Source organism: Actinomycetospora chiangmaiensis DSM 45062 (genome assembly GCF_000379625.1).
In the GTDB taxonomy this organism is placed as follows: domain Bacteria; phylum Actinomycetota; class Actinomycetes; order Mycobacteriales; family Pseudonocardiaceae; genus Actinomycetospora; species Actinomycetospora chiangmaiensis.
Window position 1 is genome coordinate 32468 of record NZ_KB903244.1, and the last position, 14637, is coordinate 47104.

General features: G+C 71.9%; 14 protein-coding genes. 3 read left to right on the forward strand and 11 right to left on the reverse strand.

The features are described from left to right. Positions 1-8 precede the first annotated feature (8 nt). Positions 9-1820 (reverse strand): thiamine pyrophosphate-requiring protein, encoded by a 1812-nt coding sequence (locus tag A3CO_RS0121935; protein WP_018334399.1) that lies wholly within the window; start codon positions 1818-1820, stop codon positions 9-11. 30 nt (positions 1821-1850) lie between these two features. Beyond that, positions 1851-2891 (reverse strand): glutathione S-transferase family protein, encoded by a 1041-nt coding sequence (locus A3CO_RS0121940; RefSeq protein ID WP_018334400.1) that lies wholly within the window; start codon positions 2889-2891, stop codon positions 1851-1853. A gap of 116 nt (positions 2892-3007) precedes the next feature. Here A3CO_RS0121940 and ppc point away from each other — a divergent pair, with 116 nt between their 5' ends. Together ppc and A3CO_RS0121950 are read left to right on the forward strand one after the other, a co-directional pair. Then, a complete protein-coding gene (gene ppc, locus A3CO_RS0121945; RefSeq protein ID WP_018334401.1) occupies positions 3008-5782 on the forward strand; it encodes a phosphoenolpyruvate carboxylase in 2775 nt (924 codons plus the stop codon). Between the two features lie 139 nt (positions 5783-5921). After that, positions 5922-6998 carry a sodium:calcium antiporter gene (locus A3CO_RS0121950; protein ID WP_018334402.1) on the forward strand — a complete coding sequence of 359 codons (1077 nt, stop codon included), beginning with the start codon at positions 5922-5924 and terminating at the stop codon, positions 6996-6998. A 47-nt stretch (positions 6999-7045) separates the two neighbouring features. Here the strand turns inward: A3CO_RS0121950 and pqqE are convergent, their stop codons facing one another. The 9 genes from pqqE to A3CO_RS0121995 form a co-directional block, all read right to left on the reverse strand. After that, entirely contained in the window at positions 7046-8134 is a 1089-nt protein-coding gene (pqqE, locus tag A3CO_RS0121955; protein WP_018334403.1) for a pyrroloquinoline quinone biosynthesis protein PqqE, read from the reverse strand. Further along, positions 8124-8408: a pyrroloquinoline quinone biosynthesis peptide chaperone PqqD gene (gene pqqD, locus A3CO_RS0121960; RefSeq protein WP_026204861.1), complete on the reverse strand. Its 285-nt coding sequence runs from the start codon at positions 8406-8408 to the stop codon at positions 8124-8126. The genes pqqE and pqqD overlap by 11 nt, the downstream gene beginning before the upstream one ends. A gap of 32 nt (positions 8409-8440) precedes the next feature. After that, a complete protein-coding gene (pqqC, locus tag A3CO_RS0121965; RefSeq protein WP_018334405.1) occupies positions 8441-9163 on the reverse strand; it encodes a pyrroloquinoline-quinone synthase PqqC in 723 nt (240 codons plus the stop codon). Then, positions 9160-10077 (reverse strand): pyrroloquinoline quinone biosynthesis protein PqqB, encoded by a 918-nt coding sequence (gene pqqB / locus A3CO_RS0121970; protein WP_018334406.1) that lies wholly within the window; start codon positions 10075-10077, stop codon positions 9160-9162. Before pqqB ends, pqqC begins: the two co-directional genes overlap by 4 nt. Positions 10078-10084: 7 nt before the next feature. Then, entirely contained in the window at positions 10085-10849 is a 765-nt protein-coding gene (locus A3CO_RS0121975) for a ribonucleotide-diphosphate reductase subunit beta (protein WP_018334407.1), read from the reverse strand. Further along, on the reverse strand, positions 10846-11031 hold the full coding sequence (gene rd, locus A3CO_RS0121980; protein ID WP_018334408.1) for a rubredoxin: 186 nt from the start codon (positions 11029-11031) through the stop codon (positions 10846-10848). Before rd ends, A3CO_RS0121975 begins: the two co-directional genes overlap by 4 nt. Positions 11032-11123: 92 nt before the next feature. Next, on the reverse strand, positions 11124-11240 hold the full coding sequence (gene pqqA, locus A3CO_RS33755; RefSeq protein WP_018334409.1) for a pyrroloquinoline quinone precursor peptide PqqA: 117 nt from the start codon (positions 11238-11240) through the stop codon (positions 11124-11126). Between the two features lie 12 nt (positions 11241-11252). Continuing rightward, positions 11253-12941, reverse strand: coding sequence for a PQQ-dependent dehydrogenase, methanol/ethanol family (locus tag A3CO_RS0121990; protein ID WP_018334410.1), 1689 nt, complete (start codon positions 12939-12941; stop codon positions 11253-11255). A 25-nt stretch (positions 12942-12966) separates the two neighbouring features. Continuing rightward, on the reverse strand, positions 12967-13431 hold the full coding sequence (locus tag A3CO_RS0121995) for an MSMEG_3727 family PQQ-associated protein (protein WP_018334411.1): 465 nt from the start codon (positions 13429-13431) through the stop codon (positions 12967-12969). 441 nt (positions 13432-13872) lie between these two features. Here A3CO_RS0121995 and A3CO_RS0122005 point away from each other — a divergent pair, with 441 nt between their 5' ends. Further along, positions 13873-14637 carry a hypothetical protein gene (locus tag A3CO_RS0122005; protein ID WP_018334413.1) on the forward strand — a complete coding sequence of 255 codons (765 nt, stop codon included), beginning with the start codon at positions 13873-13875 and terminating at the stop codon, positions 14635-14637.

Here is a 14637-nt window from a genome sequence, read left to right on the forward strand (position 1 = left end):
GTCGCGGCTCAGTCCTTCGGCGCGAGGCCCAGCAGCGAGCGGGCCTTGGCGCCCACCGTCTCCCGCACGCCGTTGGCGATGATCGAGAGCATGTCGGGGTCCCCGGAGACCTGCGAGCGGGCCGTGTTGAACGCCTGCGAGAGGGTCACGTGCGGCGGCACCAGCGGGATGTCCTTGTCGACCTTGGCGTCGATGACGAACGGCCGGTCGGCGGCCAGCGCGGCGTCCCAGGCGGCCCCGATGTCGGCGCGCTCGGTGAGGGTGACCCCGCCCAGCCCGAGGAGCTTCGCCCACTCCGCGTACGGGATCGGGGGCAGGGACTGCGACTGCGGGTCCGGTGCCTCGCCGAGCATCCCGCGCGTCTCCCACGAGACGTAGGAGAGGTCGTCGTTGGAGAGGACGAGGAAAACCATCCGCGGGTCGGCCCAGGTCCGCCAGTAGCGGGCCACGGTGATGAGCTCGTTGACCCCGTTCATCTGCATGGCGCCGTCGCCCACCAGCCCGACGACGGGTCGGTCCGGGTGCGCGGTCTTCGCCGCGATCGCGTACGGCAGGGCGCCGCCCATGGACAGGAGCGTGCCGGACAGCGAGCCGCGCTGGCTCGGCTTCAGCGACAGGTCGCGGGCGTACCAGGACGTGGCGGTGCCGCAGTCGACGGCGACGAGGGCGTCGTCGGGCAGGCGCTCGTCGAGGCCGCGGACCACGAGCTCGGGGTTGAGCGCCGAGGTGTGCTGGTGCGCGCGCTGCTCGGAGTACTCGCGCCAGGAGGCGGTCCACCGCTCGACGTGCGCCCGCCAGGTGGGGTCGGTCTTGTCCTGCAGGAGCGGGAGCAGGGCCTGCAGGGTCGTCGCGGCGTCGCCGGTGAGGTTGACGTCGGTGTGGTACCGGATGCCGCAGCGGGACCCGTCGACGTCGATCTGCACCGCCCGGGCCTGGCCGGGGGCCGGGTAGTACTCGGTGTAGGGCATCGTCGAGCCGACGATGAGCAGGGTGTCGCACTCGCGCATGAGGTGCCACGAGGCCGTGGTGCCGAGCAGGCCGATCGCGCCGCAGTTCCAGGGCGAGCGCTCGTCGATGACGCCCTTGCCGAGCAGGGCGGTGGTCAGGCCCGCGCCCAGCCGGTTCGCGACCTCCGTCAGTTCGGTCGACGCCCCGAGCGCACCCGCCCCCGCGAGGACCGCCACCTTCTCCCCCGCGTTCAGCACCGCGGCCGCGGCCTCGAGAGCCGCCGGTGCCGGGGCGCCCGGGTCGGACGACGGGACGGCGGAGGTCTGGTAGTAGCCGTGCGCGTCCGGCGGCTCCGGCACGGCCTTCTCCTCCAGCACGTCGCTGGGCAGGATCACGACGGAGACGGTGCGGTCGGCGAGCGCGGAGCGGCAGGCCCGGTCGACGATGTGCCGCACCTGCGAGGGGTCCTTCACCTCGGCGACGTAGCCCCCGACGTCGGCGAACAGCGTGCCGAGGTCGACCTCCTGGTAGTAGCCGCCGGCCTGCGCGGTCTGTGCGGTGTGCCCGAGGAGGGCGACGACGGGCTGGTGGTCGAGCTTGGCGTCGTACAGGCCGTTGAGGGCGTGGATGGCGCCCGGGCCGCTGGTCACGACGCAGCAGCCGATGGGCGAGCCGCCGTACTTGACGTCCGCACAGGCGGCGAAGGCGGCCGTCTCCTCGTGCCGGACCTGCACGAACTCCGCGTCCTCCCGGCCCGGCAGGGCGGTGAAGATCCCGCCGATGCCGTCCCCCGGGTAGCCGTAGAAGCGGTGCACGCCCCAGGCCGCCAGGCGGTCGAGGACGTGCTCGGCCACGTTCTTCGGTGCGCTCACGACCTCGGGCTACCCCGGGCGACGGCGGCCTCACATGTCGATCGGCGCCAGCGGCCGCAGCGGGTGCTCCAGCGGCTCCGGGGCGGTGCCCTCCGGGCCGAACGGTGAGCCGCCGAGCTCCTCGCGGTGGTGGGGCGTCAACCAGGCCGACGGCTCCGGGCCGAGCGGGACGATCTGCGTCGGGTTGATCGTCGTCTGGACCATGTAGTAGTGGCGCTTGATGTGGTCGAAGTCGACCGTGTCGCCGAACCCGGGGGTCTGGTAGAGGTCGCGGGCGTAGGCCCACAGCGCGCCGAACTCGGCGAGCTTCTGCCGGTTGCACTTGAAGTGCGACTGGTACACCGCGTCGAAGCGGGCGAGCGTGGTGAAGAGCCGGATGTCGGCCTCGGTGATGTGGTCGCCCACGAGGTAGCGCTGGTTCTCCAGCCGCTCGTCGAGCTCGTCGAGCCGGGCGAAGAGGGCGTTGTAGGCCTCCTCGTAGCGGGTCTGCCGCGTCGCGAACCCGGCCTTGTAGACGCCGTTGTTGACGTCGTGGAAGACGCCCTCGTTGACCTCGTCGATCTCGGCGCGCAGGTCCTCGGGGTAGAGGTCCGGGGCCCCGGCGCGCTGGTGGGCGCGCCACTGCTGCCCGAGGTCGATCGTGATCTGGGGGTAGTCGTTCGTGACGAGATGCCCCGACGGGACGTCGACGATCGCCGGGACGGAGACGCCGTTCTCGGTGCCGTCCTCCGGGTCGCGGGCGAGGTAGGCCTGCTCGAGGTGGGTGTAGCCGAGGACGGGGTCGACGCCGCCCTCGTCGAGCGAGAACCGCCAGGACCGGTCGTCCTGCAGCGGGTCGGTGACGGCGAGCGAGATCGCGTCCTCGAGGCCCATGAGGCGGCGCACGATGACCGAGCGGTGCGCCCACGGGCAGGCGAGGGAGACGACGAGGCGGTAGCGCCCCGGTTCCGCGGGCCACTCCCCCTCGCCCGACGGGTCCGCGACGATCCGGTCGGTGAACCGGGGCCCGCGGCGCTTGAACGAGCCGCTGGAGTCGGCGTAGGCCTTCGTGTTGCCGGCAGTGGTGCTCACGTGACCCGAGATTCCCCCGCGCAGGTGTACGGGAACCGTCTTCCGGGGAACGATGGCCGACGTCCCCCGCTGGCGTGGGCGTCCGCTGACCCCACGCGCGAGGAGACACGTCGCAGATGAGCACCGGCCGCCGTTCCGACACCGTCTCGAACGAGTCCAGCGTCTCCTCCGAGTCCGAGCACTCCGCGCTGCGCACCGACATCCGCCGGCTGTCCACCCTGCTGGGGAAGACCCTGGCGCGGCAGAACGGCGAGGACATGCTCGACCTCGTCGAGAAGGTGCGCCACCTCGTCCGCGAGGTGCCCGAGCGGGGCGACACCGAGATCCGCGACCTGCTCGCCTCGCTCGACCCCGGGACGGCGGCCGTGCTCGCCCGCGCGTTCGCCACGTACTTCCACCTGGCCAACGTCGCCGAGCAGACCCACCGGGCCTCGGAGCGGCGCGCGGTGCACGAGGGCGGGGAGGGCCCGATCCACCTGCTCGCGGAGCGGCTGGTCACCGAGGCCGACCCGGACGAGGTCGCGACCGCGCTGTCCCGCCTGCAGCTCAAGCCCACCTTCACCGCGCACCCCACCGAGGCGCAGCGCCAGTCGGTGCTGGGCAAGCTGCGGGCGATCGCGGGCATCCTCGGCGACGGGCTGCCCGAGGACGTCGCGGAGACCAAGCTCGCGCGCCTCGTCGACCTCATGTGGCAGACCGACGAGATCCGCCCGGAGCGCCCCACGGTGCTCGACGAGGCCCGCTCGGTCGCCTACTACCTCGAGCAGCTCGGCCGTCACGCCGTCCCCGAGGTGCTCACCGTGCTCGACGAGGAGCTCGACCGCGTCGGGCTGCACCTGCCGGAGGGCGCCCGGCCGCTCGTGCTCGGCTGCTGGGTGGGCGGTGACCGCGACGGCAACCCCAACGTGACCGCGGAGCTCACCACCGACGTCATGACCGTCTACGCCGACCGCGGCGTGCGCATCCAGCTCGGCCTGATCGAGGAGCTGGTGCAGGAGCTCTCGATGTCGACCCGGCTGGTGGGTGTCAGCGAGGACCTGCGCCGCAGCCTCGCCAAGGACCGGCGCCACCTGCCGGAGATCTACGACCGGTTCGTGCGGCTCAACGCCGAGGAGCCCTACCGGCTCAAGTGCTCCTACGTGTACGCCCGGCTCGAGAACACCCGCGCCCGCTACGCCGCCGGCACCCCGCACGTCCCCGGCCGCGACTACCTGGGCTCGACGGAGTACCTGCACGACCTCGAGGTGATGGACCGCTCGCTGCGCTCCCACCAGGGCGACCGGATTGCCGACGGGACGCTGCGCGACGTCATGCGCACCGCGAACGCGGTCGGCCTGCACCTCGCGTCGATGGACGTCCGCGAGCACACCAAGTTCCACCACACCGCGCTCGCGGCGCTGTTCGACCGGCTCGGGGAGCTGGAGACGCCCTACGGCGAGCTCGACCACGCCCACCGGATCGAGGTGCTGTCCGCCGAGCTGGCCGGGCGGCGGGCGCTGACCCCGCGGCGCAACTGGCAGGCCATCGGCGACGACAGCTTCCGCGAAACCCTGGAGGTCTTCGACACCATCCGCGAGGTGCAGGAGACCTACGGCGAGGAGGCCCTGCACACCTACATCATGTCCATGGCCCAAAACGTGGACGACGTCCTCGCCGTGGCGGTCCTCGCGCGCGAGGCCGGCCTGATCGAGTTGACCGTCGACGGGGCGCGCTCGTCGATCGACATCGTGCCGCTGTTCGAGACGGCGACCGAGCTGAAGATCTCCGGCGATCTCCTCGACGGGATGCTATCCGACCCGTCGTACCGCGCGATCGTCGCGGCCCGCGGCGACGTCCAGGAGATGATGCTGGGCTACTCGGACTCCAACAAGGGCGCCGGGATCACGACGAGCCAGTGGTCCATCCACACCGCGCAGCGCCAGCTGCGCGACGTCGCGGCGAAGCACGGCGTGCGGCTGCGGCTCTTCCACGGCCGGGGCGGGTCGGTCGGACGCGGCGGCGGCCCGGCGGCCGAGGGGATCGCGGCGCAGCCCCACGGCGTCGTCGACGCGGTGATGAAGGTGACCGAGCAGGGCGAGGTCATCTCGGACAAGTACTCGCTGCCGAGCCTCGCCGAGGACAACCTGGAGATCATGCTCTCGGCGGTGCTCGAGGCGACGCTGCTGCACCAGACGAGCCGGGTGCCCGCCGACCAGCTCAAGCGCTGGGACGAGGCGATGGACGTCATCAGCGACGCCGCGCAGGAGGCCTACTCCGGGCTCGTCGGCCACGAGGGGCTGCCCAACTTCTTCACCCAGGCGACCCCGGTGGACGAGCTCTCGATGCTCAACGTCGGGTCGCGTCCCGGCAAGCGGCCCGGCGCCGGCGGCGACGCCTCGCTCGACGACCTCCGGGCCATCCCGTGGGTGTTCGGCTGGACGCAGACCCGCATGATCGTGCCGGGTTGGTTCGGGCTGGGCTCGGGGCTGAAGGCGGCCCGCGAGGCGGGTTACGACGACGTCATCGAGGAGATGAAGGACTGGGCGTTCTTCGCGAACCTGCTCTCCAACGTCGAGATGACCCTGGCGAAGACCGACATGCGCATCGCCGGGTTCTACGTCGCCGAGCTGGTCGACCCGGAGCTCCAGAACGTCTTCGAGATCATCAAGGCCGAGCACGCGCTGACGCTGCGCGAGGTCCTCGCCCTGTCCCCCGGCGACGCCCTGCTCGCGAACAACCCGCTGCTGCGCCAGACGCTCGAGGTCCGCGAGAGCTACCTGGAGCCCCTGCACCACCTGCAGGTGCACGCCCTGGCCGAGCGCCGGACCGTCAGCGAGCCCGACCCCGACCTCCAGCGGGCCCTGCTGCTCACGGTCAACGGCATCTCGGCGGGAATGCGCAATACCGGATAGCGCACGACCACCATTCCCTCCGTCCCCGGATCCCCGCCGTTCGACCCGTTGTCTCGCCGCGTGATGCCGATCACCATCGAACGCGATCACATCGTGGCATGCACATCGTGGCGATCGAGCTCGGCGGGGAGCACCGTACATGGAATCGATCTTGTTGTTCGTGATCGGCATCGCGGTGCTGGTGTTCAGTGCGGAGAAGTTGATCGGCTATCTCGTCGGCGTGGCGAGTCGGTGGACGATCTCGCTGTTCCTGATCGCCGTGATCTTCACCGGGATCGAGTTCGACGATCTCGCCTTCGGTATCGCACTCAATGTCGAGGACCTCAGCAATGTCGCCCTCGGAACGGTGATCGGGACGACGGTGGCGCTGACGGGCCTCGTGCTCGCCATCTCCGCCGTCGTCGCACCGTGCGAGGTCGACGTCCCGCGCAGCTATCTCGCGCTGTTCGTGCTCGCACCCGTCGTCATGCTCGCGTTCGCCCTCACCGGGTTCTTCACGGTGACGTCCGGGATCGTGCTCGTGGCGCTGTTCGTGGCCTTCGTGGGGTTCGTCGCCTGGCGCGAGTACGCGGCGCGCAAACCCGTGTTCCGCAACGCCGAGGTCTACGAGCAGCTGGAGAAGGTCGGGGTCGGCGCGCGCGGCGGGCCGGTCACCGTCGAGGACGTGCCGCCGCCGTCGGGCGGACACTTCACGCTGCCGCCGGACCTGCGGATCGACCAGGGCTTCCTGCGGGCGCGCAGCCACTCGCCCGGCCTCGGGCTCGGGCTGGCCGTGCTGGCGCTCGTCGGCCTCGTCATCGGCGCGGTGGCCGCGGGACAGGCCACCGAGGGCGTGATCCGCACGCTCGGCATCGACGGGACCGTCTTCGGCGTCACCGTGGCCACCGTGGCGCTCTCGCTGGAGGACATCTTCCTCACCGCCGAGCCGCAGCGTCGCGGTGCGCCCGAGATCGCGGTCGCCAACGTCATCGGCAGCGTCGTCTTCTCCGTGACCGGCAAGCTCGGCGTCATCCTGCTCGCCGGCGGGGCCATCGCCGTCGACACCGACGTGGTCACCTGGCACCTGCCGGTCCTCGTCGTCATGACGGCGATCGCGGCGGGCTTCATGGCCACCGGCCGCCTCCGCCGCTGGCACGGCGTCGTGCTGCTCGGCCTCTACGTCGCCTACTTCGTCATCAGCCTCGTGGCCTTCGGCGGACTGCCGGTGGACAAGTAGGTGCTGCGCAGGTGAGCACTAATGGGGCCTATAGCCCCACTTAGTGCTCACCTGCGGAAGCTCCTTGCCACCAACGGCAGCTCGACCGGCCGGGACGCCGCGTTCGCCTCGGCCACGGCCGCCTCGACGACGTCGTGGTCGGGCGCGAGGTGGCACACCGGGTCGGTGCGGGTGGCGTCGCCGGTGAGGGCGAACGCCTGGCAGCGGCAGCCCCCGAGGTCGACCTCGCGCCGGGCGCACGAGCGGCACGGGTCCTGCATCCAGTCGGTGCCGCGGTACGCCGAGAATATCGGCGAGTCCCGCCAGATCCACGACAGCGGGTGCTCGCGCACGTTCGCCGCCGGCAGGGGCAGGTCGTGCGCCGCGAGGCAGGGCAGGGCGTCCCCGGTCGGGACGACGACGAGCTGCCGTGCGCCCCAGCCGCCCATGCAGGGCTTCGGGTAGGTCGCGTAGTAGTCCGGGATCACGTAGATGATCTCCATGCGCCCGCGCAGCCGCTCCTTCGCCGCGCGGACCACCACCTCCGCGGCCGCCAGCTGGTCCCGCGAGGGCAGCAGCGCCGCCCGGTTCACCGCGGCCCAGCCGTAGTACTGGGTGTTGGCCAGCTCGATGCGGTCCGCCTCGAGCTCCTCCGCGGCGGCCAGGACCTCGGCCACCCGGTCGATGTTCTGCCGGTGCAGCACGACGTTGAGCGTCAGCGGCCAGCCCAGCTCCCGCACCCGGCGCGCCGCCTCGATCTTGCGGGCGAACGACGGCGAGCCCGCGATCCGGTCCGAGAGCTGCGGCTCGTCGGCCTGCAGGGACACCTGCACGTGGTCGAGCCCGGCGTCGTGCAGCTCCGCCGCCCGGGCCGCGGTGAACCCGAGCGCGCTGGTGACGAGGTTCGTGTAGAGGCCCTGCTCGGCGGCGGTGCGCACCAGGTCGGCGAGGTCGCGGCGCAGCAGCGGCTCCCCGCCGGAGAGGTGGCACTGCAGGGCGCCCAGCTCGGCCGCCTCGGTGATCACCCGCTGCCACTCGGCGGTGGTGAGCTCCTCGCGGTACGCGGCGAGCTCGACCGGGTTCGAGCAGTACGCGCACGCCAGCGGGCACCGGTAGGTCAGCTCCGCCAGCAGCCCCAGGGGACCGTCAATCTCCATCGGTGATCTCCAGGTGTCGACGCTCCGCGAGCTTCGCCAGGTACGCGACGACCTGCCCCTCGGGCACGTCCGCGTACGTCTCGCGCAGCGCGTCGACGATGTCGGCCACCGTCCGCTGCCCGTCGCACAGCTCGAGGATCGCGGTGCCGGTGGTGTTGAGGACGACGACGGTCTCGGGCAGCAGCAGCACGTGCCGCTCGCGGGCGCGGTCGTAGCGCAGCTTCACGCCCCGCCCCAGCCGGGGCACACCCGTCGTCGGGAACGACTGCGTCAACGGACCGGCTCCGCTTCGCTGCGCGTCCCGAGTCATGCCGGGTACGCCGCGTCGATGGCGTCCATCATCGACCACAGCACGTCGTTCTTGAACGCCAGCGCGTCGTAGGCGGCCTGCTCGAGCTCGGGGGTCCGGCAGTGCTCCAGGACCACCTCGAGGGCGTGCTCGGAGTCGCGTGGGGCCTGGTACAGCCGGTTGCGGAAGTACTGCAGCCCCGCCGGGTCGATCCACGTGTAGTACTTCTCGAACGCCGCCAGCCGGGTCGCCATGAGGTCGGGCGCGAACAGCTCGGTCAGCGACGACGCCACCGCGATCGGCCACGGCCTGGTCCGCGCGAAGGTGATGTAGGCGTCGACCGCGAACCGCACCCCCGGTCGCAGGTGCACGTGCGAGGTCATCTCCTCCCGCGGCACCCCGCAGGCCTCGCCGAGGCGCAGCCAGGCCTCGGTCCCGCCCGGGTCGTCGCCGGCGCCGTCGTGGTCGGTGATCCGCCGGATCCAGCGCCGCCGCACCGTGACGTCGGGGCAGTTCGACAGGATCGCCGCGTCCTTGATCGGGATGGCCTCCTGGTAGGCGAACCGGTTCGCCACCCACCCGCGGATCTGGGCCGGGGAGAGCTCGCCGTCGTTCATGCGCACGTGGAAGGGGTGCGCGGCGTGGTACCGCGACGCCTGCGAGCGCAGGCGGTCGGTCAGCGTCGCGTCGGCCTCCCACGGTCCGGCTCCGCTGCGCTGCGTGTCCCTCACGGCCGTCATGCCGAGAACTCCGTCCCGTCGGTCCCGATCTCCACCCCGGCCTTCCCGACGACGAGGCCTTCCGCGGCCCCGGGCAGCAGGATCGGGTTCGAGTTGTTGACGTGCACCAGCACGACCCGGGGCACCCCCAGGTCGGCCAGCGCGTCCAGCGACCGCTCGAGCGCGACGTGGCCCATGTCGGCCGCGGTCTTGCGGCCGAGCCCCAGCCGGACGAGCTCGTCGTCGTGGAAGCAGGTCCCGTCGACCAGCAGCAGGTCCGCGCCGTCGCAGGCCGCGCGCAGCGGGGCGAGGTCGGCCACGCCCGGGGCGTACACGACGACGCCGCCGGTGCGGCGGTCGTGGAACCGGTAGCCGACGACGCGACCCTCCTCGGGGCCGCCGGCAGACCCCCCGTCGCTCCGCTCGCCCCGGACCGGGAACCGCGGCGTCTTGCCCGTGGGCAGGTCGAACGCGGTGTAGGTCAGGTCGTCGGTGAGCGCCGCCTCGACCCCGAGGCCCACCGGGACCACCGTGACCGGGCAGTAGGCCTCCAGCGTCGTCAGGAAGCCCGTGCCCTCGCGCAGCACCGCCTCGGACGCGGCCGTCGCGTGCACCGTCACCCCCGCGCCCTCGCGCAGAATGAGCAGGCCGAGCGTGTGGTCGATCTCGGCGTCGGTGAGCAGGACCGCCTCGATGGGGCTGCGCCGGGTGCTGCCCGGGTGCAGGGCGGGCGAGGCGGTGAGCTGCTGGCGGACGTCGGGTGAGGCGTTGACGAGGAAGGCACGGGGACCGGCGGCCGACTCGTCGACGACCGCGATCGAGGACTGCGTGCGCGGCTCGACCTCTCCCGCCCGCGCGGCCGTGCAGCCGGCGCAGGAGCAGTTCCACTGCGGGAGCCCGCCGCCGGCGGACGACCCGAGGACGCGGACCTTCACGACTCCCTCACCAGAACTTGATCCCGACCGACTTGAGGCGGCGCTTGTGCAGCTGCTCGACCTTCTCGATGTCCTGGCGGTCGATCAGCTCGCCCCAGGCGTTCGCGGCCTTGATGCCCTGCTGGAGGAGCTCCTCCATCTCGTCGGAGACGACGTCGGCGCTCTGGATCACGCGGGACCCGAACCCGATGTGCCAGCGCTCGTCGCGCAGCACCAGCTCCATCCCCTTGTGGACGCCGGGCATGCTGACCGAGCAGCGGTCGAGGGCGGCGAGCAGGGCGTGCTGGCCCGCCGTGAGGACCACGCCCTCGAGGATCATGTGGTAGAGGCTGACGGCCGCAGTCAGGTCCTTCTCCCCGGCGGCGAGGTCCGCGGCGAGGGTGGGCAGCCGCTCCTCGAACAGCTCGAGCAGCTCGGGGCTGACGTGCTCGCGGAGGGTCTCGAGCCGGTCGGCCAGGCTCTCGCCGGGGATCCCGAGGACCTCGCCGGCGACCCGGTCGAAGAAGCGGGCGTGCCGTGCCTCGTCACGGGCTTGGGCGCGGAAGCAGCCGGCCATCTGGTCGTCGGTGGTGGCCTTCTCCTCGAACGAGCCGAGGTGGGTGGCGACCGACATCTCGCCGACGCAGAACCCGGCGATCAGGCCGAGGACCCGCTCACTCTCGGCGGCCTCGAGTCGGCGCCACGCCTCGACGTCGCCGCTCAGGTCGATGGCCTGCTCGTCCCACTGCAGCGACTCCGCGAGTTGGACGAAGTGGCCGTACCCGGTGATCATAGGTCGAGATCCTCTCCCGGTTGCACCTCGCGGAAATCCGCCTTCTCGGCGCCGCAGATCGGGCACATCCAGTCGTCGGGGAGGTCCTCGAAGGGCGTCCCGGGTGGGACGCCGCTGTCGGGGTCTCCTTCCTCCGGATCATAGATGAGTCCGCACATCGTGCAGATCCACTTGCTCGCCACGGGCGGCGCACTCATCGGTTTCCCCAATTCCGGGATTCCACGCCGATCAGGGGCGCCGGATGTCTCCGACGCCCCTGGCGGCATTTCTCACATCAGTCGTCCAACTGGGCGACGTACATCGTCACCTCAGGGGCGACACCGATTTCGGTGAACTCCGGGGTCTCCCACTCCATGTCCAGACCTCCCTTCCTCGAATTCGGTTCGTCCATTCTCCCGCGGACTCAGTCCTCGGGCAGTGCGAAACAGAACAGCGCGTCACCCGCGGCGGCGCCGAGCAGGCCGGGCAGGAAGCCCTCGACCCAGCCGCCCCACCCGGTGGGAACCGCGACGTACTGCCGCCCGTCCACCTCGAAGGTGACCGGGCTCGAGTGGTGGCCGCTGCCGCACTGGAACTGCCACAGCTTCTCGCCGGTCTGCGCGTCGAGGGCCACGAACTCGCCGCTGGGCGTCCCCTGGAAGACGAGTCCACCGGCCGTCGTGACGTTCGACGCGCACATGGGGTACTCGTGGTTCCAGCGCCACTTCTCCTCGCCGGTCAGCGGGTCGACCGCGCTGACGAAGCCGTAGTGGTCGTCGAGGTCGACGGCCACGCCGGCACCCCAGTAGGGGATCGACTCCTTGAACTCCCGGCGCCGGCGGGTGGCGGTCGCGCCCACCTCCTGGACGGGGATGTAGATCAACCCCGTCTCAGGGTTGTAGGACATGTGCGTCCACTCCTTGCCCCCGGCCGGGCCGGGCCAGAAGTGGACGGGGACGCCCTCCTCGTCGGGGTAGATCTTCGGCGTCACCTTGCCGTCGGCGCTGATCTCGCCCCAGGTGATGCGGTCGACGAAGGGGAAGACCCGCACGAGCTCGCCGTTGGTGCGGTCGATGACGAAGAAGTACCCGTTCTTGTCCGCGTGGGCGAGCAGCTTGCGCCCGTCCGGGGCGTCGAAGAGCAGGTTCTCCATCGTGGAGTCGTAGTCCCACAGGTCGTGCGGGGTGAACTGGTAGTGCCACCGGATCTCGCCGGTGTTCACGTCGATGGCCACGACCGAGTCGGTGTAGAGGTTGTCGCCCTCGCGCACCCCGCCGTCGAAGTCGGGCGCCGGGTTGCCCGTGCCCTGGAACAGCAGCTCGAGCTCCGGGTCGTAGGTCGGGGTGATCCAGCAGTTCGCGCCGCCGCGCTGCCAGGCCTCGCCGTCGTCCGGCCACGTCTCCGAGCCCGGCTCCCCCGGCTTCGGGACGGTGTAGCACCGCCAGCGGCGCTCGCCGGTCTCCGCGTCGAACGCGTCGAGGTGGCCGCGGACGCCGAACTCGCCGCCGGCGCTGCCCACCACCACCATGTCCTTGACGATCAGCGGGGCGGCCGAGCCGCTCTCACCGGCCCGGACGTCGCCGTTGGTGGTGTCCCAGACCTTCTCGCCGGAGGTCGCGTCGAGCGCGATCAGGTGGGCGTTCAGGGTGTACATGTACACCTTGCCGTGGCCCACGGCGACGCCGCGGTTGACGTTCCCGCAGCACAGCGAGGTGTCGAACGGCGACGCGTGCTTGTAGCGCCAGAGCTCCTCGCCGGTCTTCGGGTCGATCGCCCACACCTTGCCGTCGGGGCCGGAGACGTACATGACGCCGTCGACGACGAGCGGGGTGGCCTCGAAGGAGTAGGTCGAGGCGCCGGAGTGCATCCCGGTCGACCCCGCCTGGAACACCCACGCCGGCACCAGCCGACGGACGTTGTCCTTGGTGATCTGGTTCAGCGTCGAGTAGCGCTGGCCGTCGTAGGTCCCGTAGTACGTGAGCCAGTTCTCCGGCTCCGACCGGGCACCCTGGATGCGCTCGTAGTCGACGTTGCGGGTCGCGGGCGCCTCGCCCTTGACGTTGGAGAGCGTGCGGTGGGCGACGGCCTCGCCGGCGTCAACGTAGTCGGTCATCGTGTGCTCCTCTCGGGTCGGCGGTTCAGGGACGGGGCTGCGGCGGGCGGTCGAGCTTGGCCGAGTCGGGCACCTCGCCGCCCATGACCAGGGCGGCGGTCAGCCCGCGGCCCTCGTCGTTGCCGGTCGTGGAGCCGTACCAGTACGCGCCGGGACCGTCGAGGTTCAGCCGCGCCGTGCCCTTGGAGTGGTTGACCAGCCAGATGATCTTGGGGTCGCCGTTGTGCGGGAGCAGGGCGCAGTGGGTGTTCTTGTCGTCGTTGATGATCGTGAGCTCGATGTCCCCGCCGTGCGGGAAGACGATGATGCTCGGATCGAAGATCAGCTGGTCCTCGGGGATGCGCACCGTGGCGCGCATGACGCCGTCGTCGCCCTCCTCGGCGTAGCCGACGTCGCCGGTGCCGAGCATCCGCCCCAGCGTGGTGCGGTTCTGGCCGTCGAGTCCCGCCTTGTGGAGTACGTCCGCTCGCTCGTCTGCCGTGGCCGTCATCTCCCCGTCCCTCCTCGTCGCGAGTGCACTGGTCCTCGCCGCGCCCGGCGGGGGCACGGCGGAGTGGGGCGGCGTCGAGCGCGAGCGGGCCGGGACCCGGCCCCTCGCCGTGTGCCGGCGCGGCGTTCCCGCACCGGAGGGTCCGGCGGATGCGCACACGATGCCGCCACGGTCGGATCGACCGTTCGGCCGACGACGTCGGCCGCTGGGCGGCAGGACACGCCGCGAAGGACGACGACTGCACGAGAACAGTCGCCCGGCGGTGTGTGCTGAGCCACTTCCGACCATAGATACCGCGCCGGACGACGGCAAGCCGATCGTGGACGACCACCCGGATGTCGATCTCGGTGACCCCCTCGTCGCGCTCGGTGATGAGCCGTAGGGTCACCCTCCGGCGGGACGACGGGGACCGCCGGCGACTCCTCCCGGGAGGTCGATCACGTGGCCAGGTTCGGGACGCCCGAGGCCCTGTCGCGGCTCAGCGTGACCGACGGCCTCGCCGACTCGGTCGAGCTCAAGGCGCTGCTCGCCGGACCCGCGGGCCCCGCCGCCGAGGCCCTCACCGGCCGGGCCGCCCCGACGTGGAGCACCCGGCGCAGCTACCTCGTCGACACCCCGGGCCTCGACCTGCTCCGGGTGGGCGTCGAGGTCCGGCTGCGCCGGCGCGCCCGCGGGCGCTACGACCTCGCGGTCTCGGCCCGCCGCGTCGGCTCGTGCGCCCGCCGGGGCACGCCGCGGGGCGGGCGGGTGGAGCTCGACGTCGTCCCCGGGGGGCTCTGGCTCGACGTCGAGGTCCGCCACGACGTCGACCCGGGTGCGGCCGGCCGGGCGATCGAGGGCACGGGGGCGGGCGCCGACCTGCTCTCCCCGGCGCAGCGGGCGTGGGCCTGCCACGGGGGCGAGGACACCGTCGACAACCGGCGGCTGCGCGAGCTGCGGGTGCACGGCCCGCTGGTGGTCAGCCGCGTCAAGGTCGCGGCCGCGCGGTGGGGGCTGCGGCGGGCCGACCTCGAGCACTTCCGCTTCCCCAGCGGCCGCGAGCGGGTGGAGCTGTCCACACACTGCTGCCCGGCCGAGGTCGCCGAGACCGTCCCCGCCTTCGAGCGGATGCTCGACGAGCAGCAGGTGGTGTGCGCGGCGGCCTACCGGCCACGCACGGCGGTGTGGCACGACGAGCTCGCCGACCCGGTGGTCCGGACGAACTGA

Coding starts and splice junctions, on each gene's coding strand:
- A3CO_RS0121975 (WP_018334407.1), bottom strand. CDS start 10,849: ATGATCACCGGGTACGGCCACTTCGTCCAACTCGCGGAGTCGCTGCAG.
- pqqC (WP_018334405.1), bottom strand. CDS start 9,163: ATGACGGCCGTGAGGGACACGCAGCGCAGCGGAGCCGGACCGTGGGAG.
- ppc (WP_018334401.1), top strand. CDS start 3,008: ATGAGCACCGGCCGCCGTTCCGACACCGTCTCGAACGAGTCCAGCGTC.
- pqqE (WP_018334403.1), bottom strand. CDS start 8,134: ATGGAGATTGACGGTCCCCTGGGGCTGCTGGCGGAGCTGACCTACCGG.
- A3CO_RS0121950 (WP_018334402.1), top strand. CDS start 5,922: ATGGAATCGATCTTGTTGTTCGTGATCGGCATCGCGGTGCTGGTGTTC.
- pqqA (WP_018334409.1), bottom strand. CDS start 11,240: ATGGACGAACCGAATTCGAGGAAGGGAGGTCTGGACATGGAGTGGGAG.
- A3CO_RS0121995 (WP_018334411.1), bottom strand. CDS start 13,431: ATGACGGCCACGGCAGACGAGCGAGCGGACGTACTCCACAAGGCGGGA.
- A3CO_RS0121990 (WP_018334410.1), bottom strand. CDS start 12,941: ATGACCGACTACGTTGACGCCGGCGAGGCCGTCGCCCACCGCACGCTC.